Origin of the sequence: Ectopseudomonas guguanensis (assembly GCF_900104265.1) — a bacterium.
Taxonomy (GTDB): Bacteria; Pseudomonadota; Gammaproteobacteria; order Pseudomonadales; family Pseudomonadaceae; genus Aquipseudomonas; species Aquipseudomonas guguanensis.
In genome coordinates this window covers 206678-226337 of the sequence record NZ_FNJJ01000011.1, presented here as the reverse complement: position 1 = coordinate 226337, position 19660 = coordinate 206678, and the positions used below count along the sequence as shown (strand labels likewise).

The 19660-nt window shown below is 64.1% G+C and carries 15 protein-coding genes; 12 read left to right on the top strand and 3 right to left on the bottom strand.

The annotated features are described in order from the left end of the window. Positions 1 to 770: 770 nt before the first annotated feature. Positions 771 to 1862: an AraC family transcriptional regulator gene (locus tag BLS61_RS17025; protein WP_090432848.1), complete on the bottom strand. Its 1092-nt coding sequence runs from the start codon at positions 1860 to 1862 to the stop codon at positions 771 to 773. Beyond that, positions 1859 to 2884, bottom strand: coding sequence for a carbon-nitrogen hydrolase family protein (locus BLS61_RS17020; protein ID WP_090432846.1), 1026 nt, complete (start codon positions 2882 to 2884; stop codon positions 1859 to 1861). The genes BLS61_RS17025 and BLS61_RS17020 overlap by 4 nt, the downstream gene beginning before the upstream one ends. Positions 2885 to 3086: 202 nt before the next feature. Between BLS61_RS17020 and BLS61_RS17015 the strand changes: the two genes are divergently transcribed. The 5 genes from BLS61_RS17015 to BLS61_RS16995 all read left to right on the top strand — a co-directional run bounded on the left by BLS61_RS17015 (position 3087) and on the right by BLS61_RS16995 (position 9268). Further along, positions 3087 to 5120 carry an NADPH-dependent 2,4-dienoyl-CoA reductase gene (locus tag BLS61_RS17015; RefSeq protein WP_090432844.1) on the top strand — a complete coding sequence of 678 codons (2034 nt, stop codon included), beginning with the start codon at positions 3087 to 3089 and terminating at the stop codon, positions 5118 to 5120. A gap of 65 nt (positions 5121 to 5185) precedes the next feature. After that, a complete protein-coding gene (locus BLS61_RS17010) occupies positions 5186 to 5617 on the top strand; it encodes a nuclear transport factor 2 family protein (protein WP_090432842.1) in 432 nt (143 codons plus the stop codon). Between the two features lie 210 nt (positions 5618 to 5827). Beyond that, positions 5828 to 7192 carry a chromosome partitioning protein ParA gene (locus tag BLS61_RS17005; RefSeq protein ID WP_090432840.1) on the top strand — a complete coding sequence of 455 codons (1365 nt, stop codon included), beginning with the start codon at positions 5828 to 5830 and terminating at the stop codon, positions 7190 to 7192. A 2-nt stretch (positions 7193 to 7194) separates the two neighbouring features. Next, positions 7195 to 8136: a 1-aminocyclopropane-1-carboxylate deaminase/D-cysteine desulfhydrase gene (locus tag BLS61_RS17000; RefSeq protein WP_167358746.1), complete on the top strand. Its 942-nt coding sequence runs from the start codon at positions 7195 to 7197 to the stop codon at positions 8134 to 8136. A 22-nt stretch (positions 8137 to 8158) separates the two neighbouring features. Then, entirely contained in the window at positions 8159 to 9268 is a 1110-nt protein-coding gene (locus tag BLS61_RS16995) for a cyclic nucleotide-binding domain-containing protein (RefSeq protein ID WP_090432837.1), read from the top strand. Positions 9269 to 9347: 79 nt separating this feature from the next. Here the strand turns inward: BLS61_RS16995 and BLS61_RS16990 are convergent, their stop codons facing one another. Then, the gene (locus BLS61_RS16990) at positions 9348 to 10280 is read right to left on the bottom strand and encodes a DUF1853 family protein (protein WP_090432858.1); all 933 of its coding nucleotides are present in this window, start codon (positions 10278 to 10280) and stop codon (positions 9348 to 9350) included. Positions 10281 to 10377: 97 nt separating this feature from the next. Here BLS61_RS16990 and BLS61_RS16985 point away from each other — a divergent pair, with 97 nt between their 5' ends. The 7 genes from BLS61_RS16985 (at position 10378) to BLS61_RS16955 (ending at position 19620) form a co-directional block, all read left to right on the top strand. Continuing rightward, complete coding sequence (locus tag BLS61_RS16985; protein ID WP_090432834.1) at positions 10378 to 11265, top strand: NAD(+) kinase; 888 nt, start codon at positions 10378 to 10380, stop codon at positions 11263 to 11265. Beyond that, positions 11266 to 12240 carry a metallophosphoesterase gene (locus BLS61_RS16980; protein WP_090432832.1) on the top strand — a complete coding sequence of 325 codons (975 nt, stop codon included), beginning with the start codon at positions 11266 to 11268 and terminating at the stop codon, positions 12238 to 12240. Continuing rightward, positions 12237 to 13097, top strand: a complete 861-nt coding sequence (locus BLS61_RS16975) for a rhomboid family intramembrane serine protease (RefSeq protein ID WP_090432830.1) — start codon at positions 12237 to 12239, stop codon at positions 13095 to 13097. Before BLS61_RS16980 ends, BLS61_RS16975 begins: the two co-directional genes overlap by 4 nt. Positions 13098 to 13187: 90 nt before the next feature. Beyond that, positions 13188 to 13451 carry a YeaC family protein gene (locus tag BLS61_RS16970; RefSeq protein WP_090432829.1) on the top strand — a complete coding sequence of 88 codons (264 nt, stop codon included), beginning with the start codon at positions 13188 to 13190 and terminating at the stop codon, positions 13449 to 13451. Beyond that, on the top strand, positions 13451 to 14287 hold the full coding sequence (locus BLS61_RS16965; RefSeq protein WP_090432827.1) for a DUF2797 domain-containing protein: 837 nt from the start codon (positions 13451 to 13453) through the stop codon (positions 14285 to 14287). The genes BLS61_RS16970 and BLS61_RS16965 overlap by 1 nt, the downstream gene beginning before the upstream one ends. A gap of 55 nt (positions 14288 to 14342) precedes the next feature. After that, positions 14343 to 17000 carry an aminopeptidase N gene (gene pepN, locus BLS61_RS16960; RefSeq protein WP_090432825.1) on the top strand — a complete coding sequence of 886 codons (2658 nt, stop codon included), beginning with the start codon at positions 14343 to 14345 and terminating at the stop codon, positions 16998 to 17000. 586 nt (positions 17001 to 17586) lie between these two features. Next, positions 17587 to 19620 (top strand): DUF1302 domain-containing protein, encoded by a 2034-nt coding sequence (locus BLS61_RS16955; RefSeq protein ID WP_090432823.1) that lies wholly within the window; start codon positions 17587 to 17589, stop codon positions 19618 to 19620. Positions 19621 to 19660 lie beyond the last annotated feature (40 nt).

Sequence of the window (19660 nt, the reverse complement as noted above, 5' to 3'; positions counted from 1 at the left end):
TTTGCGTATCGCTTGCTGACTTAGCACTATCCATTACCGAGTGTACTGAGCGTTTGGGTTGCGCCCCTTACGGGCGCCACACCTTGATTCGCTGCGCTCACCCTTCGGGTCTGCCTGCGGCTTGTTACTCCGCTGCGCTACGTTTCGGCCTCCTGACGGGACCGAGGCGCGAGCTTGCATAATCTTTGCGAAGTTGAAATTGGCGGCGTCTGACCTTTGCCTTTGCTTTTGCCTTTGCCCTTGCTCTTCAACTGCGATGGAACAGACGACGCCCAAGTCCCCTTCAGGAGGCCGAGTGGAATCACCGTGGAAGGGGTTGAGCGGCATGGATGCCGCGAGAGTCGTGATGGGCCAGGGATGGCCCTTCACGGCGTGCCCCTGGAACGGTGATGGAGCGAGGGAACCCCGGCGCAGCCGGGGCCGTATGCAGGGGTGTGTTTCTTTGCTTACTTTCTTTGCACAAGCAAAGAAAGTAAGTCGCCCGTAAGGGGCGAAACCCAGCAGATCAGACGACACGCTAACGGATAGTGCCAAGTCAGCGACAGCTGAACACGTTATTGCCAGTCCGGTGTCAAGCGTATCTTCCCCGCGAGAATGCGAAGAGCCTTTTTATTGCCTGTCACCTTTGCTCGGCAGTTCGTCCGCCTGCGGCCTTTCGTCATCTTGCCTTCATGCCGGCAACCTAGCTTGCTATGAAACTGACGAGATGACCCCGCGAGGTGCCAGATGGATGACTATCAGGAAGAGCTGCTCGAGCGTGACGCCCTGGTTCAGGATGCGTCCAATGCCGATGTGGAAGACGACGCCACCGAACTTTGAGCCTCGCCGCCGGCCCTGCGCTGCGCGCGGCGATAGTCGCCGGGCGTTTGCCCGAGCCAGCGCTTGAAGGCGCGCTGAAAGGCCTCGGCCGAGGCGAAACCGAGCAGGTAGGCGATTTCGCCGAAGGCCAGTTCGGTGTCGCGGATGTAGGCCGTGGCCAGGTCGCGGCGGGTGTCGTTGAGGATGGTGCGAAACTGCGTGCCTTCCTCGGCCAGCTTGCGCCGCAGCGTCCAGCTCGGCAGGTGCAGGCTGCGCGCGACCTCCTCGAGGTCCGGCTCGTGGCCGTGCAGCAGTGGGCCGAGCAGCTGGATCACCCGCTCGCGCAGGCTGCGCGTGCGGGTCAGCTGTTCCAGTTCGCGTTCACACAATTCCAGTAGATGGCGCCAGGTGCCCGGGCAGTGCTGCCGATTGCGCAGCGCCAGGGTTTCGCTGTTCAGGCGCAGGCGGTTGGCGCCGGCGGTGAACTCCACTGGGCAGCCGAACAGCGCCTCGTAGCGCTCGCCATAGTCCGGCGCGGGAAACTCGATTTCCACCTTTTCCGCAGTGATGGGGCGGCCGACCACCTGGCCCAGGTTGCTCTGCCAGCCGGCCAGCACCGAATCCACCACGAAACGGTTGTAGGCGTTGTACGGGCTGATGGAATAGAAATGCAGCCAGGCGCCGCGGGCATCCTCGCGAAAGCCCGAGCGCCCGCGGTAGTTGGCGGCATAGAGCGGCTCGAAGCGGGTCAGGGTGCGCGCCGCCTCGCGTAGATCAGGCGCTTGCGCGGCGCAGATGCCGGCCAGGCCAATCTGGCTCAAGTGGCTGTGACGGCCCATGTCCAGGCCCAGCGCCGGATTGCCGCTGAGGACGATGGCGCTGTGGCCAAGGCGCATGAAGCGCGGGATCGACAGGCGCGCCCGTGGCTCGCTCAGGCGGGCCGTATCCAGGCCGAACTGCTCGAGCAGCGGCTCGGGCCGCACCCCCTGTTCGCGCAAGGCATCTGCCAGGGCCTGGGTGAAGCCGACGGAGAGGTCGCCGAGGCGAACGCGAGAGGTTTTCATAGCCACAGATTGATCAGCTGCGCGCCGCGTTCGCTGGCGCTTCGCTCGCTGCTGCCGGCCTGGAACGCGAATGCCTGGAGCTGGCCGCTGCGCTCCCACAGCCTGCCGCGCAGATGGACTTTCAGCCCAGCGCGAATGCCCTCTGCCTGCAGTCGCTCGTCGAGTCCGGCATCGTCCGGCTGGCCGTCCAGGTCACTGGGCATGGCCAGCAGTTCCATGTTTTCGCCGTCCCGGCCATGTGTCTGTGGCAACTGGCTGATGTCGCCACCGAGCAGTACGGCGAGCCGCCCGGCGGGCGTATCCACTACCTGCAGGCGCTCTGCTGCCTGGCTGGCCAGTGCGCCGGCATCGAAGGCCTGGCGTTGCGGCTGGCCCAGCGGGTTGCCGGCCCGGTCGAATACCAGGCTGGTGTTGTACAGAGGCCCGCGGCCGACTTCGAGGCGTCCCAGTTGCACCCGTGGTTCGGGCAGGACGATGGAGCCGGCCACCAGGGTGATCTGGTAGTCGCGGGCCAGGTCGCCGAACAGCTGCTGATAATCACGCGCCATCGTTCTTGCCTTGGTGCGCAGCAGGGCGTCGTCCAGACGCGCGTCGCTCCCGGCATTCAGCAGTGCACCGAGAAAGTCCAGGGGGTTGCGCGCCGCCAGCCAGTGCATGGCCTGGCGGCGCTCGCTGGCGCGATAGAGCTCCTGCTTCTCGCCCACGGCCAGCAGCCAGGTGCCGATGTGCTCGGGCAGCACGACGATGGTGCGTTCGTTGAGCAGGCCCTGGTCACGGGCGTGATCCAGATAGGCGGCGAGTTTCAGGCGCAGGCGCGCGAGGCTCTGGTAGTCGGCGGCGAACAGCTCCGGTTGGATGCCCAGCAGATTGCCGTGCGGGCCAGGCTGGCCGAGATCGAGCGCGACCTGGCTGCGCAGGTCGGACAGGTAGTGGCTGCCCGGACGCTGTTCGATCCAGTGGGCGTAGCTGGCGATGCCGGCCAGCAGTGCGAACGAGAACAGGAGGGTGATCAGTCGGCGCATGTCGAGGGCGTTCGGTTTCCTTGCGTGCAGGTTAGGTCGGCAGGGCCGGGCTGCCAAGTCATCTTGCTATTTTTGATCATTATCTTGTCAGTTTTGATCATTGAGACTGACTGGAAGCCTCTTTATCGTCTGGCTGCATAACCGACCGCGTGCCCATGAGACCGCGGCAATCCGTGAACTGCACCGCGATGTGGAGAATTCCATGACTGCTCGTTACCCGCACCTGCTGGCCCCGCTCGACCTCGGTTTCACCACGCTGAAGAACCGCACCCTGATGGGTTCCATGCATACTGGCCTGGAAGAGAAGCCGGGCGGCTTCGAGCGCATGGCGGCCTACTTCGCCGAGCGCGCGCGTGGCGGCGTTGGCCTGATGGTCACCGGCGGCATTGGCCCGAACGAGGAGGGCGGCGTGTACGCCGGCGCGGCCAAGCTGAGCACGGTCGAGGAGGCGGAGAAGCACAAGATCGTTACCCAGGCCGTGCATGAGGCCGGCGGCAAGATCTGCATGCAGATCCTCCACGCAGGCCGTTATGCCTACAGCCCGAAGTCCGTGGCGCCCAGCGCCATCCAGGCGCCGATCAACCCGTTCAAGCCGCGCGAGCTGGATGAAGAGGGCATCGAGAAGCAGATCGCCGACTTCGTCAATTGCGCCGCGCTGGCCCAGCAGGCCGGTTACGACGGCGTCGAGGTGATGGGCTCGGAAGGCTACTTCATCAACCAGTTCCTGGTGGCCCACACCAACCACCGTACCGACCGCTGGGGCGGCAGCTACGAGAACCGCATGCGCCTGCCGGTGGAGATCGTGCGCCGCGTGCGCGAGGCGGTCGGGCCGAACTTCATCATCATCTATCGCCTGTCGATGCTCGATCTGGTCGAAGGCGGCAGCACCTGGGACGAGATCGTGCTGCTGGCCAAGGCCATCGAACAGGCCGGCGCCACTCTGATCAACACCGGTATCGGCTGGCACGAGGCGCGCATCCCGACCATCGCCACCAAGGTGCCGCGCGCGGCCTTCACCAAGGTCACCGCCAAGCTCAAGGGCGAGGTGTCGATTCCACTGATCACCACCAACCGCATCAACACCCCGGAAGTGGCCGAGCAGGTGCTGGCCGAGGGCGATGCCGACATGGTGTCCATGGCGCGCCCCTTCCTCGCCGACCCGGACTTCGTCAACAAGGCCGCCGAAGGCCGCGCGGACGAGATCAACACCTGCATCGGCTGCAACCAGGCCTGCCTGGACCACACCTTCGGCGGCAAGCTGACCAGCTGCCTGGTCAACCCGCGCGCCTGCCACGAGACCGAGCTGAACTACATCCCCACCACCACGGTGAAGAAGATCGCCGTGGTCGGAGCCGGCCCGGCTGGGCTGGCGGCTTCCACCGTCGCCGCCGAGCGTGGCCACAGCGTGACCCTGTTCGATGCGGCCGGTGAGATCGGCGGCCAGTTCAACGTGGCCAAGCGCGTGCCGGGCAAGGAAGAGTTCTATGAAACCCTGCGCTACTTCAAGCGCAAACTGGAAACCACCGGTGTCGACGTGCGTCTCAATACCCGCGTGTCGGTGGACGATCTGGTGAAGGGTGGTTTCGACGAGATCATCCTGGCCACCGGTATCGCCCCGCGTACCCCGGAGATTCCGGGGATCGATCATGCCAAGGTGATCGGCTACCTGGATGCGATTCTCGAGCGCAAGCCGGTCGGCCAGAAAGTCGCGGTGATCGGCGCCGGCGGCATCGGCTTCGACGTCTCCGAATTCATCACCCACCAGGGCAAGGCCACCAGCCTCGACCGTGACGAGTTCTGGAAGGAGTGGGGCATCGACACCGCGCTTGAGGCCCGTGGCGGTGTGGCAGGCGTGCAGGCGCAGCCACATCCGGCGGCGCGTCAGGTGTTCCTGCTGCAGCGCAAGAAGTCCAAGGTCGGCGATGGTCTGGGCAAGACCACCGGCTGGATCCATCGCACCGGTCTGAAGAACAAGAACGTGCAGATGCTCAACAGCGTCGAGTACCTGAAGATCGACGATGCCGGCCTGCATATCCGCATCGCTGGTGGCGAGCCGCAGGTGCTGCCGGTCGACACCGTGATCGTCTGCGCCGGCCAGGATCCGCTGCGTGAGTTGCAGCAAGGGCTGGAGAACGCCGGTCAGCGTGTGCACCTGGTCGGTGGCGCGGATGTCGCCGCCGAGCTCGATGCCAAACGCGCGATCAACCAGGGCTCGCGCCTGGCGGCCGAGCTCTGATCGAACCGACGCCCCGCCTTGAGCGGGGCGTCTGCTTAGTGGCTGACAATAACAAGGAGAAGCCCATGTCGCTCGATGCTCAACTCAACCCATCCGCCGCCGCCAGCCTGGCGCGCTGGCACCGGTTCATCGCCGCCAGGGACCTGAGCGCCTTGCCCGAGTTGCTGCACCCGCAGGCGGTGTTTCGCTCGCCCATGGCGCATACGCCTTATCCGGGCGCGCAGACGGTCAATCTGATCCTCAATACTGTGCTCAAGGTGTTCGAGGATTTCGCCTATCACCGGGAGCTAGCCTCGGCCGACGGCCTCAATGTCGTGCTGGAGTTCTCGGCGCGGGTGGGCGAGCGCGAACTCAAGGGCATCGACATGATCCGTTTCGACGAGTCGGGGCGGATCGTCGAGTTCGAGGTCATGGTGCGCCCGATGAGCGGGCTGCAGGCCCTCGGCGCGGAAATGGCGCAGCGCCTGGCGCCTTTCCTGGCGGCCGGCAAGGGCTGAGCGCCGATACCAAACTCATCACAGTTTCGTTTTGCGGTCCGTCTCACTCTGCTCGACGACCGGTGACTGCCAAACCCGTCACATTGCTGCGGCGGGTTTTTCCCCTAGACTTGGCTGAAACAAGGAAGGTGCCCGCAGCCAGCTCCGGCAGGGGCTGCGGGCGCCTTTCGCGCGCGCAGATTCCACCCGCGTTGGTCCAGAGGGAACCCGATGAGCATGCAGAACAAGCCGCAGATGGTGGAAGCCGTGATGTTCTTCAGTGAACGCGGTATCTGCAAACAGATGATGTTCCCAGAATTCGAAGCCCTGCTCGACGGGGTGGTGAACATGCCGGAGTTCGCCGACGAGCAGATGCGCGCGGTATTCGTGGTGATCAACCCACGGCTGCTGGTCAGGGCGGCGGTGTTCTTCTTTCTGGACTTCGACGAGGACGGTCGCCCCGATAAGGGCTGGAACATTCCCTTGCAGCATCTGGCCGAGCGCGCAGGCCGTGGCCCGGATCTCGGCGCAGGGCCGATACGCCTGGCCTGTCGCAGCCAGTGCCCGGTGTCCTGGCACCAGATGCACCTCTGGGACCCCAGCCTGGCGCCCGGGCAGAACGATCTGGTGCTGCTGCGCGATGCTGTCAAGCGCAATCAGCTCGGGCTGCTGGTCGAGGACGATAGCGCCCAGGCGGTGGTTGCCGAGCGTTTGCAGGTGGCCTCCGAAGACAAATGGTACGCCCCCGATCCGGCCAAGGAAGTGGCCGACCAGCTGGCGCAGAAGATGGATCAGGAACACCGCGCCAAGACCGCGCAGCTGATTCAGCAGCGCCTGCGCATCACCAGCCTGACCCAGCAGCACGAGGAAGAGGTGGCCAAGCTCAAGCTGGCCAGTGAGGAGCAGAGCAAGCACCTGCAGGCGCAGTTGCACGGCCTGCATCAGGCGCTGCGCCAGCAGGAGGAGCTCAACGCCAGTCTCAAGGCGCAACTGGCGGCCCAGGCCGAGAGCTTCCAGAGCAGCCGCGAGGAAATGACCCAGCAACTGCGTGCCCTGGAGCGCCATGGGCGTACCGAGGGCGATATCCTGCGCGCGCAGTTCGACGGCGAGGTGCGCGCCAAGGTCGCCGCGGCCGTGGCCGAGTACAAGGAGCAGATCGCCGTGCGCGATGTCGAGCTGGCCTATCGCAACGAGCTGGACACGCAGTTGCAGGCGGAGATCGAGCGCCTCAAGCGTGAGCGCGATGCCTTCGCCAGCCAGGGTGGCGATCAGGTGCTGGAGCGGCTGGCCAAGCTCGGCGTGGTGTTCGTGGTGTACCATCCCGGTGCCGGACACCTGACCATTCCGTTGCAGGACGTTGCCCGTTATCAGGACAACCCCATGGCTTACGCCGCAAGCAAATGCTTCGTTTCCGAGGAGCAGTACCGTCACTGGCTGGCGCACTACCAGCAGCCCAGCTGCGAGGCGACCCTGCCCAGCGGCGAACGCTGCGCCATCCCCATCGACCGCATCGATACGCCCAGTCGTTTCACGCTGGGTGACTCGAACTGCTGTTCACGGCACAAGGCAAGCGGTCGTCTGCGTACCGTCAGCTGACTTTGCCGATCCGCATTGCCCACTGGCGCCCTCAGGCGCCTCTGCAAGTATTGGAGCTACCCTGGCTCGAGGCAGCCGGCGTCGAGCTTGCCTGTCTGCGCCTCGATCTCGTCGACCCGCTGGTGTCCGGCAACAAATGGTTCAAGCTTGCGCCCTACCTCGAGCAGGCCGCAGCAGCTGGCGCGCAGGGCGTGATCAGCCTCGGTGGCGCACACTCCAATCACCTGCATGCGCTGGCCGCTGCCGGGCAGCGTTTCGGCTTCGCCACCGTCGGCCTGCTGCGCGGCGAGGCTCGGCGCACGCCGACCACCGATGATCTGCAGCACATGGGCATGGCGCTGCACTGGCTGGGCTATGGCGGTTATCGTGCGCGCCATCGGCCGGATTTCTGGACGCCCTGGCTGGCCCGCTACAGCGGTTTTCAGGCTATAGGAGAAGGCGGTCTGGGCCTGCAGGGGGCGCGAGGTTGCAGCGCTCTGGTGGCGATGGCCGAGGCGCAACTTGCGAGAATCGGCTGGCACGATTTCGATGCCTGGTGGCTGGCTGCCGGGACCGGCACCACCCTGGCCGGGCTGGTGCTGGGAGACGGACGGCGCAGGGTGTTCGGAGCGCTGGCCGTGCCGCGCGATCATGGCGTCGCCGAACAGGTCGCCATGCTGCTGGACGAGGCGGGTGAGGCGCAGCGGCGCTATCGCTTGATCGACGCGGCGCGTGGCGGTTTCGCCCGGCTCGACGAGCCGCTGCGCCAGTTCATCCTGCAAACCGAACAGATCGGCCACCTGCCGCTGGAGCCCGTGTATACCGGCAAGGCGCTCATGGCCCTGCGCGATTTCTGCGAGCGCGGTCAATTAGCACGCGGCAGCCGGCTGATCTTCATTCATACTGGCGGCCTGCAGGGACGTCGGGCGCTGATGGGCGCAGACGCCAACTACACTCAGGTCTGACCAGCGGAGCCTGGAAACCTCAATGAGCGAACCCCTCACTCCCGAACAATTGCGCAGCCTGACGCCGCTCAACGTGCTCTCCGAGCAGCAATGGCGCGAGTTGCGCAGCCAACTGGTGCCGCAGCCCCTGCTGGCCGGGCAGTTGCTGTTTCGCCAGGGGGATCAGGCACGACTGACCTGCTATCTGCTGGCCGGTGAGCTGCAATTGCAGGACGCCGAAGGGCGTGTCCAGCAGGTGCGGGCCGGCAGCGAGATCAGCTGTCATCCGCTGTCGCCCGGCTTGCCGCGTCTGCATGATGCGCGCGCCCTGACCGATGCCAGCGTGCTGACGATCGACAGTGCCACCCTCGATCGCCTGTTGACCTGGCGCCTGGCGCATCAGGACCTGTTGCTGGCGCTGCAGCAGGGCGGAGCCGATATCGAGTGGCTGGAGCGATTGCTGGAGAACCCGCTGTTCGCCAAGGTGCCGCCGGCCAATGTGCAGAGCATGCTCGCTCGCCTGCAGCGGGTCGAGCTTGCGGCTGGCAGTCAGGTACTGGAGGAGGGCGCCAGTGGCGATTGCTGCTATTTCCTGGAAAGCGGTCGCGCCGAGGTGATCCGCAGTGCCGGCAGTGATCGTCAGGTGCTGGCGGAACTGGACGTGGGCGCCTGTTTCGGTGAGGAGGCGCTGCTTGCCGACCGGCCACGCAATGCCACGGTGACCATGGTCGAGGCTGGCAGCGTACTGCGCCTGGATCGTCAGGATTTCTTCGCCCTGCTCAAGGCGCCCGTGGTGGCCGAGGTATCGCTGGGCGAGGCCGCCAGGTTGCTGGCGCAGGGCGCGCAGTGGCTCGATGTTCGGCTGCTGGAGGAGTACGAGAAGGCGCATGCGCCGCAGGCCCTGCACATGCCGTTGCAGCTGCTGCGCCTGAAGGCGCGTCTGCTGGATCGGTCACGCACCTATCTGTGCTACTGCGACAGCGGCAAGCGCAGCAGCAGCGCGGTGTTCCTGCTCTCGCAACTGGGTTACAGCGTTTACGCCCTGCGTGAGGGGCTCGATGGCCTGCCGGCGGTGCAACGCGATGCGCTGCTTTGCGAAAGCGGGGCCGGGTATCTGGCGCGTTCCGGTGGGCGTACCGAGCGCAGTCGTTGAGCAGCGCCGGCTTTGGGGTAAGCGTAGCCCGGATGAAATCCGGGGTTTGCAGATGCATGCATTCCGGATCGCACAAGGGCTACGAGTGCGTCGGCCACTGGTCGTTGACCAGAAATACCCGTTCGACCTCGCGCCAGTCTCCCGTCTGATCCTGCTCCAGTCTCGCCAGCAATTGCGCATTCGCCTCGGGCAGCAGCGTATTCAGCCATTGCCGGAACGCTTCAACAGACCAGGCCTCGTCTGCGTTCATCCGCGCCGGCGCCAGCCAGGCCAACCTGGGCAGCGGTTGCCAGCGAGCATCCGGCCTCGTCGCGGCGAAAGCCTCCCAGTCGCGCCGATGCAGCCAGCCACCGCGACAGTGCCCGGACATGGCGCCACGAGGCGACGGACAGCCATCGGGCCAGGGATAGAACAGATAGCCGCCGAGCCAGAAGGCCGCGCGCGCCTCGCGCAATTGCAGCTCGTTCAAGCTCCCGCGTGCTTCGCGTCGTGACGACAGGGGCAGTTGATGGTGTGCCAGATGGCTCAGCTTCAGGTCGAGTCGATCATGGCTGCCGGGGCCCAGCCAATCCGCGGCCTCGCTGCCGCCGGTACCCAGGTAGAACTTCACCGCCAGCTCCAGATGGTGTTCGCCCTCGTCGTCGCGCAGCAGCAGATCCAGTTCGCCCAGTGTCTGGCCGTTGTGACGGATCGGCAGATTGGCGGTGACCACTTCGACATCCGGTGCAGCGTGCAGGGCGAACTGCCACAGGCGCTCGTAGTAGAGGCCTAGGCGTCGTACCGGCCTTTCAGCCAGCCAGGCGTACAGGGCGCTGGCGTCGCGCTCCTGCTGCATCAGCCAGTCTGCCAGGCACTGCGGTTGCCGGCTCCAGCGACTGGCTTGCAGGGGATGACGCTGGATTTTCGTGGTCTCACCCAGCAGGGGCGGCGAGAGCAGTGCCCAGGCCAGGTCGCGTACCGCCGGGGTGCGCAAGTTCAGCAGTAGATCGTGCAGCGAGTTGGGAGCAGTCATGACCGCGAGCATAGCCCAGTAACAGTGCTGGTTTGCTGCGGCCCAGACCTTTGGCCGATAATCAGCCTTCGTTTCTTATCTGTCTGGCGGGAGTCCCATGGAGCAGTTTCGCAATGTCGGCATCATCGGGCGCCTGGGTAGCACGCGGGTGCTGGAAACCGTGCGCCGCCTCAAGCGCTTTCTGATCGACCGCCACCTGCATGTGATCCTCGAGGACACCATCGCCGATCTGCTGCCGGGCCACGGCCTGCAGACCTCCTCGCGCAAGATGCTCGGCGAGGTTTGCGATCTGGTGATCGTCGTTGGCGGCGACGGCAGCATGCTCGGTGCGGCGCGTGCGTTGGCGCGGCACAAGGTGCCGGTGCTGGGGATCAACCGCGGCAGCCTGGGCTTTCTCACCGATATCCGTCCCGACGAACTGGAACTGAAGGTGGCGCAGGTGCTGGAAGGCCAGTACCTGACCGAGAACCGCTTCCTGCTGGAAGCCGAGGTGCGCCGCCAGGGTGAGGCCATCGGCCAGGGCGATGCGCTCAACGACGTGGTGCTGCACCCCGGCAAGTCGACGCGGATGATCGAGTTCGAGCTGTACATCGATGGCCAGTTCGTCTGCAGCCAGAAGGCCGATGGCCTGATCGTCGCCACGCCGACCGGCTCGACCGCCTACGCGCTGTCTGCCGGCGGGCCGATCATGCATCCCAAGCTCGATGCCATCGTGGTGGTGCCGATGTACCCGCACACCCTGTCCAGCCGGCCCATCGTGGTCGACGGCAACAGCGAGCTGAAGGTGGTGGTGTCGCCGGACATGACCATCTACCCGCAGGTGTCCTGCGACGGCCAGAACCACTTCACCTGCGCGCCGGGCGACACCCTGCACGTGGCGAAGAAGGCGCAGAAGCTGCGCCTGATCCATCCGCTGGATCACAACTACTACGAGGTCTGCCGTACCAAGCTCGGTTGGGGCAGCCGCCTGGGAGGGCAGGACTGAATGTCCCTCGACCCCCATCGTGGCTATGACCTGATCGGTGATATCCACGGTTGTGCGCGCACCCTCGAACGCCTGCTCGAACGCCTGGGTTACAGCCGGCACAGTGGCGTGTGGCACCATCCGACGCGCATGGTGATCTTCCTCGGAGACCTGGTCGACCGCGGTCCCGGCATTCGCGAGGCCCTGCATCTGGTGCACGACATGGTGCGTGCCGGTCAGGCGCTGTGCATCATGGGCAACCATGAGTTCAACGCACTGGGCTGGAGCACGCCGGCGCCGCCGGGCAGCGGCCGCCAGTACGTGCGCGAGCACAGCCCGCGCCATCAGCGCCTGATGCGCGAGACATTGGCGCAGTTCGAAGACCATCCGCAGGAGTGGCGCGAATTCCTCCGCTGGTTCTACGAGATGCCACTGTTCATCGATGCCGGACGTTTCCGCGTGGTGCATGCCTGCTGGGATGACGAGCTGATCACGCCGCTCAAGGCGCAGTTCCCCGATGGCTGCATCGACGAGCACTTCCTGCAGGCCTCGGCCGTGCCAGGCAGCTTCGCCAACATGGCGCTCGATCGCCTGCTGCGCGGCACCGACATGCGCCTGCCGCACGGCCTGACCCTGACCAGCGGTGACGGCTTCACCCGTTCCTATTTCCGCACCAAGTTCTGGGAGGAGGACCCGAAGACCTATGGCGATATCGTCTTCCAGCCCGATGCCTTGCCGGAACTGGCGGCGCAGACGCCGTTGACCGAGCTGCAGAAGGACGAGCTGCTCAAGTACGGCGCGCACGAGCCGCTGCTGTTCGTCGGGCACTACTGGCGGCGTGGCAAGCCGGCGCCGATTCGGGCGAACCTGGCCTGCCTGGACTACAGCGCGGTAGTCGGCGGTCGTCTGGTGGCTTACCGCCTGGATCAGGAGACGCGTCTGGACGCGGGTAAGTTCGTCTGGGTCGATGTCGACCCGCAGGAGGCGCCGCGATGACACCAGTGGAAGTACTGCGCCTGCCGCTGGAGACTGACCTGAGCGGGTTCGTCGGCCTGTTGCAGCGCCTGCGCGTGCCGCACCGAGTGGCGGAAGAGGGTGGGCAGCAGGTGCTCTGGGTGCCGGGGCAGGAACTCGCCGAGCAGGTGCGCGAGCTCTATGCGCGTCACCCGCAGGGCGATGCCAGCGCAGAAGTGCCGGTAAATCTTGCTCCTGCGCGGGAGAGCTTCTTCACCCAATTGCGCCGCAGCCCGGTCACGGTACTGGTGCTGCTGGCGACCTTCATCGTCTTCGCCGTGACCCTGGCGGGCGAGAATTTTTCCACCATTCGCTGGCTGAGCTTCGTCGACTTTCGTATCGAAGGCGAGCACATCTACCTGACCTATCTGGATGCCACGCTCGATAGCGGGCAGTGGTGGCGCCTGATCACGCCGATGCTGATTCACTTCGGCTGGCTGCACCTGGCGATGAACAGTCTGTGGTACTGGGAGCTGGGCCGGCGTATCGAGTTTCGCCAGGGCGCCATAGGCCTGTTGGGCCTCACCCTGCTGTTCGGCCTCGCCTCGAATTTTGCCCAATACTGGTGGGCCGGACCTTCGCTGTTCGGGGGGCTGTCCGGCGTGCTCTATGGCCTGCTCGGGCATTGCTGGATCTACCAGCGCCTGGCGCCGAACCCGGCGTATCGCCTGCCGCCCGGTGTGCTGGTGATGATGCTGGCCTGGCTGGCGATCTGCATGACCGGCATCTTCGAACTGCTGCAATTCGGCGCCATCGCCAATGCCGCGCATGTCGGCGGGCTGCTCGCCGGCTGCCTGACCGGGCTGCTTGGCGGTATGCTGGCTCGACGAACTGCTTAATCTGACTATTTTGGCCTGTAGGGCGGGTGAAACCCGCCATCTCAGCGTTTCGGCGGGTTTCACCCGCCCTACGATTCAACGGAGACCTTCATGTCGTCCTTTCTCGAAGCGATTGAAAACATCACCCCGGAAATCTACGAGAGCCTCAAGCTGGCCGTGGAAATCGGCAAATGGCCCGATGGCCGCAAGCTGACCCAGGAGCAGAAGGAGCTGAGCCTGCAGGCGATGATCGCCTGGGAAATGCAGAACCTGCCGGAAGAAGAGCGCACCGGCTATATGGGCCCGCAGGAGTGCAAGTCCAAGTCCGAGCCGGTACCCAACCTGCTGTTCAAGTCTTCGGATACCCTGCATTGATGGCTGAGCTTGGACGTGGCTCGCTGAGCAAGATGAAGGCGCACCTGGATGCGCCGGTGCAGTACGCCTTTCGCCTGGGCGACGAGGAGGTGCCGGTCAACCCGCTGGTGGGCAAGCACCTGCGCCTGGAATACCTCGGCGCCATTCATTGCACGCACTGCGGGCGCAGAACCAAGACCAGCTTCAGCCAGGGCTACTGCTACCCCTGCATGCAGAAGCTGGCGCAATGCGACATCTGCATCATGAGCCCGGAGAAGTGCCATTTCGATCAGGGCACCTGCCGCGAACCGAGCTGGGGCGAGCAGTTCTGCATGACCGATCATGTCGTGTACCTGGCCAACTCCAGCGGCGTGAAGGTGGGTATCACCCGTGCCAGCCAGGTGCCGACGCGCTGGATCGACCAGGGCGCGACCCAGGCGCTGCCCATCCTGCGTGTGGCCACCCGGCAGCAGTCCGGCTTCGTCGAGGATCTGCTGCGCAGTCAGGTGGCGGACAAGACCAACTGGCGTGCGCTGCTCAAGGGCGACGCCGCGCCGGTCGACCTGATCGCGATCCGCGAGCAGCTGTTCGCCGCCTGCGCAGCAGGCGTCACCGAGTTGCAGCAGCGTTTCGGCCTGCAGGCCGTCCAGCCGCTGAGCGCAGCCGAAGTGCTGGAAATTCGTTACCCCATCGCGGCCTATCCGGCCAAGATCACCAGCTTCAATCTGGACAAGCAGCCCCTGGCCGAGGGTACCCTGCTCGGTATCAAGGGCCAGTACCTGATGTTCGACACCGGCGTGATCAATATCCGCAAATACACCGCCTACCAGCTGGCCATCCACGAGATTGCCGCCTGACCACCACTTGCAGCTTGCGGCTTGAAGCTTGCAGCTGCCTCGAAGAGGCTTCGCCATGCGCACCGAACAATCCAAGACCATTTATCTGAAGGACTATCAGGTTCCCGATTACCTGATCGACGAGACCCACCTGACCTTCGAGCTGTTCGAGGATCACAGCCTGGTGCATGCGCAGCTGGTCATGCGGCGTAACCCCGAAGCTGGCGTCGGCCTGCCCAAGCTGGTGCTCGATGGTCAGCAGCTTGAACTGTTGCACCTCAAGCTCGACGACCGCGAGCTGGGTGCGGGCGATTACACCCTGACCGACAGCCACCTGACCCTGCAGCCCACTCAGGAGCGCTTCGTGGTCGACAGCAGCGTGCGCATCCACCCGGAGAGCAACACCGCGCTGGAAGGCCTGTACAAGTCCGGCAAGATGTTCTGCACCCAGTGCGAGGCCGAGGGCTTTCGCAAGATCACCTTCTACCTCGACCGCCCGGACGTGATGAGCAAGTTCACCACCACGGTCAGCGCCGAGCAGCATGCGTACCCGGTGCTGCTGTCCAACGGCAACCCGATTGCCAGCGGCGCGGAGGAGGGCGGCCGTCATTGGGCGACCTGGGAGGACCCGTTCAAGAAGCCGGCCTATCTGTTCGCCCTGGTTGCCGGCGATCTCTGGTGCGTGGAAGACAGCTTCACCACCATGAGCCAGCGCGAGGTGGCGCTGCGCATCTATGTCGAGCCGGAGAACATCGACAAGGTGCAGCACGCCATGGACAGCCTGAAGCGCTCGATGAAGTGGGACGAGGAGGTCTATGGCCGCGAGTACGATCTGGACATCTTCATGATCGTCGCGGTCAACGATTTCAACATGGGCGCCATGGAGAACAAGGGCCTCAACATCTTCAACTCCAGCTGCGTGCTGGCCAAGGCCGAGACCGCTACCGACGCCGCCCACCAGCGCGTCGAGGCGGTGGTGGCGCACGAGTATTTCCACAATTGGTCGGGCAACCGCGTGACCTGCCGCGACTGGTTCCAGCTGTCGCTCAAGGAAGGCTTCACCGTGTTCCGCGACAGCGAGTTCTCTGCCGATACCCACTCGCGCACCGTCAAGCGCATCGAGGACGTGGCCTACCTGCGCACCCACCAGTTCGCCGAAGACGCCGGCCCCATGGCCCATCCGGTGCGCCCGGACGCGTACATGGAAATCTCCAACTTCTACACCCTGACCATCTACGAGAAGGGTTCGGAAGTGCTGCGCATGATCCACACCCTGCTCGGCCCGGAACTGTTCCGCAAGGGCTCGGACCTGTACTTCGAGCGCCACGACGGCCAGGCCGTGACCTGCGACGATTTCGTCAAGGCCATGGAGGATGCCAGTGGCATCGACCTGACCCAGTTCAAGCGCTGGTACACCCAGGCCGGCACGCCGCGCCTGGAGGTCAGCGAGGCTTATGACGCCGCCGCGCAGAGCTACAGCCTGACCTTCCGCCAGAGCTGCCCGGCGACGCCGGGGCAGAGCGAGAAGCTGCCGTTCGTGATTCCCGTGGCACTCGGCCTGCTCGATGCCCAGGGCAACGAGCTGCCGCTGCGCCTGCAGGGCGAAAGCGCGGCGCAGGGCGCCAGTCGCGTATTGTCGGTGACCGAGGCCGAGCAGACCTTCACCTTCGAAGGCGTCGCCGAGAAGCCGCTGCCGTCGCTGCTGCGCGGCTTCAGCGCGCCGGTCAAGCTGCACTTCCCCTATGACCGCGATCAGCTGATGTTCCTCATGCAGCACGACAGCGATGGCTTCAATCGTTGGGAAGCGGGCCAGCAATTGTCGGTGCAGGTGCTGCAGGAGCTGATCGGCCAGCACCAGCGCGGCGAGGCTCTGGTGCTGGATCAGCGCCTGGTCACTGCCTTGCGCACCCTGCTGGAAGACGAGTCGCTGGATCAGGCGATGGTCGCCGAGATGCTCTCGTTGCCGGGCGAGGCGTATCTGACCGAGATCAGCGAAGTGGCGGATGTCGAAGCCATCCACGCCGCACGCGAGTTCGCCCGCAAGGCGCTGGCTAGCGCGCTGTTCGCCCCGCTGTGGGCGCGCTACCAGGCCAACCGTGAAGTCTCCAAGGCCACACCTTACGTGGCCGAGGCGGCACACTTCGCCCGCCGCAGCCTGCAGAACATCGCGCTGTCCTATCTGATGCTCAGCGAGAAAACCGAAGTGCTGGCGGCCTGCGTCGAGCAGTTCGAGAACGCCGACAACATGACCGAGCGTCTCGCGGCCCTGGCCGTGCTGGTCAACTCGCCGTTCCAGGAAGAGCAGGGCAAGGCCCTGGCCATGTTCGCCGACTTCTTCAAGGACAATCCGCTGGTGATGGATCAGTGGTTCAGCGTGCAGGCCGGCTGCCCGCTGCCGGGTGGTCTGGAGCGTGTGCATGCGCTGATGCAGCACGAAGCCTTCACCCTGAAGAACCCGAACAAGGTGCGCGCATTGATCGGTGCCTTCGCCAACCAGAACCTGATCAACTTTCACCGCGCGGACGGGGCGGGCTACCGCTTTCTTGCCGATCAGGTGATCACCCTCAACGCCCTCAACCCGCAAATCGCCTCGCGCCTGCTGGCGCCGCTGACCCGCTGGCGCAAGTACGGCCCTGCCCGGCAGGTTCTGATGAAGGCCGAGCTGGAACGCATTCTCGCCTCCGGCGAGTTGTCCAGCGACGTCTATGAGGTAGTGAGCAAGAGCCTGGCCTGAGACTGATGCCGATCAGATAAGGCTCCCGCAACCGTCTTTCGTAGGAGCCCCGCCCCGGGGCGAAGCTTTTCAGGTTCGCGGCGAGGCGCCGCTCCTACAGATTCGATGCTTGATAGGGCGGCTTTCGTTCAGAAAAGTGTTACCGGTCTCTAGCTGGTAACACTTTTTTGTTACCCAATGAAATATGCCAGCAATTCTTTATGCGCTTGCACACTTAAGTTCGGGCTTCGCTGCTTGACAGCGAGACGATCTTCGTTGCTCCGCGACGCTGCAAGGCCTGTGGTGGGCGACATAAAGCGTCGGATCGTAGGACAAGATGCGCCAGTTTTTCTGACGTACTGGTCAGTGGCTGATCAGTCACGAAAAGAAACCCGCCAATGGCTCTCCCAAGCCTGTTTGCGCTGATACAGCTGTTTGAATTGGCACCATGGTTGCAAAGCCGAGCAGGATTTGACCGCGTGCGAGCGCTCGCTGGTCGTTGGAACACGTCGCTGCAAATAAAAACAGAAGCCGTCGCCAGTACGGCATATCGCGATCCGGTTACGGGATCGCCCGAAAGAATGATCTGTCCACGGAGTGAGTCTCGATGGAAATTAAGTCCCGCAAGCCCGTTCTACGTTTTGCTCCGGCCAAGGCCGGCTTTGCGTTCGCTGGCGTTCTGCCGTTGCTGGTCGCCGCCCAGGCTCAAGCGGTGGAGTTCAGCTTCGCCGACAACGAAATCACCGGTTCCCTCGATACCACCGTTTCCTACGGCCAGCTGTGGCGCGTGCAGGGCCAGGACAAGACCAACGACGACATCAACACCAACGACGGCAACCGTAGCTTCGATACCGGTCTGGTTTCCGAAGTGTTCAAGATCACCTCGGACCTCGAGGCGTCCTACCAGAATTACGGCGTCTTCATTCGCGGCACCGCTTTCTATGACACCCAGATCATGGACAAGCGCAACGACTATCTGGACAACAACTCTCCGGCGCAGCCGAGCCAGAGCTTTCCGCGGGACAATACCTTCACCCGTGAAACCCGCCACAAGGCTGGTCGCGATGCGCAGATCCTCGATGCCTATGTCTATGGCAACTGGGACGTGGCCGATATGCCAGTTTCCGGTCGTTTGGGTAAGCAGGTATTCAACTGGGGCGAGGGCCTGTTCTACCGAGGCGGCGTGAACACCACCAACCCGGTGGATGCCGCCAAGTTCCGTTTGCCGGGTTCCGAAGTGAAGGAAGTACTGGTGCCGGTCGAGGCGCTGAGCTTCAACCTCGGGCTGACCGACAACCTGTCCATGGAAGCGTTCTACCAGTGGAACTGGAAGGAAACCGCCATTGACCCGGTAGGTACCTATTTCTCCGAGACCGATTTGTTCGCAGACGGCGGCAATACCGCTTACTCGACCCAGCGTGCCCTGATTCCGCTGGGCGGCCTCTACTCGGGGTTAAGCGCTGCAGGGGTTGGTGGCTTGCAGGGTGGTCGTACCGTCGATGCGAGCGGCAATATCAAGGTGGCTAGCGTCGGTCCGGACATCAATGCCAAGAACGATGGTCAATTTGGCGTTGCTTTCCGTTATATCGCCGAAGAGCTGAACTCGACAGAGTTCGGTTTCTACTTCGTCAACTACCATGCCAAAGAACCGACTATCTATGCGGATCTGGGAGCCTACGAGGGGCTTGATCTGGCTGCCATTTCCGCGCAGGCGCAAGGGGCATTGACTCCGCAGGTACAGCAAGCTGTGGCTGCTCAGGCTGGCGTGTCGGTCCCAACGTTACAAGCCGTAATCGCGAACCCGGCTCTCAACCCGGCGCTGGCGGCAGCCTATTCGAATGCTCTTACTAGCGCTGTAACCAGTGCGACTGGCGGCCTCGCCACCATCGATGTTGCCAACCAGGTCAACGCCCGCCGCGAATACGCCGAAGACATCCGCATGTACGGCTTCAGTTTCAACACCACCGTCGGCAACGCGTCGGTATTCGGTGAGCTGGCCTACCGTCCGAACCTGCCGATTGGTATCGCCGCCACCAACGACCTGCTCGGTGACCTGCTGACCCAAGCGCCTCAGCTTGCAGGTGGCGGTCGTGTCAACATCGGTGGCCAGCAAGTGCAACTGGGCGACCAGATCCACAACTACACCCGTGTCGAAGCCTTCAATACCTCTCTGGGTACCATCTACAACTTCGGACCGAGCCTGGGCTTCGATTCGCTGTTCGGTGTTGCGGAGCTGGCTTCCGAACATCTGCGTGGCGACAGCCTGCAGTACAACTCTCGCAACGGCACTCGCTACTACGCCGGTCGTGGTAACGGCTCCTACATTTCCGGCTACGACCGCGACGACCAGGTCAACAAGAACGCCTACGGCTACACCCTGGTGCTCTCCGGTACCTGGAACGATGTCTACGCTGGCGTGAACCTGTCGCCGTTCGCCGTGTTCAAGCATGACTTCGAAGGCAACTCGCACCAGACCGGCAACTTCATCGAAGGTCGCAAGGCCTACACCTTGGGTATGCGCGCCAGCTACCTGAACAGCCTGGAAGCCGAGATCCAGTACACCGAGTTCTATGGCGCGGGCCAGAACAATGGTGCGCGTGATCGCGACAACATCGGCCTGAACGTCAAGTACTCCTTCTAATACCCATAATCAGAAAAACGCCGGGCGCTCTCGGGCGCTC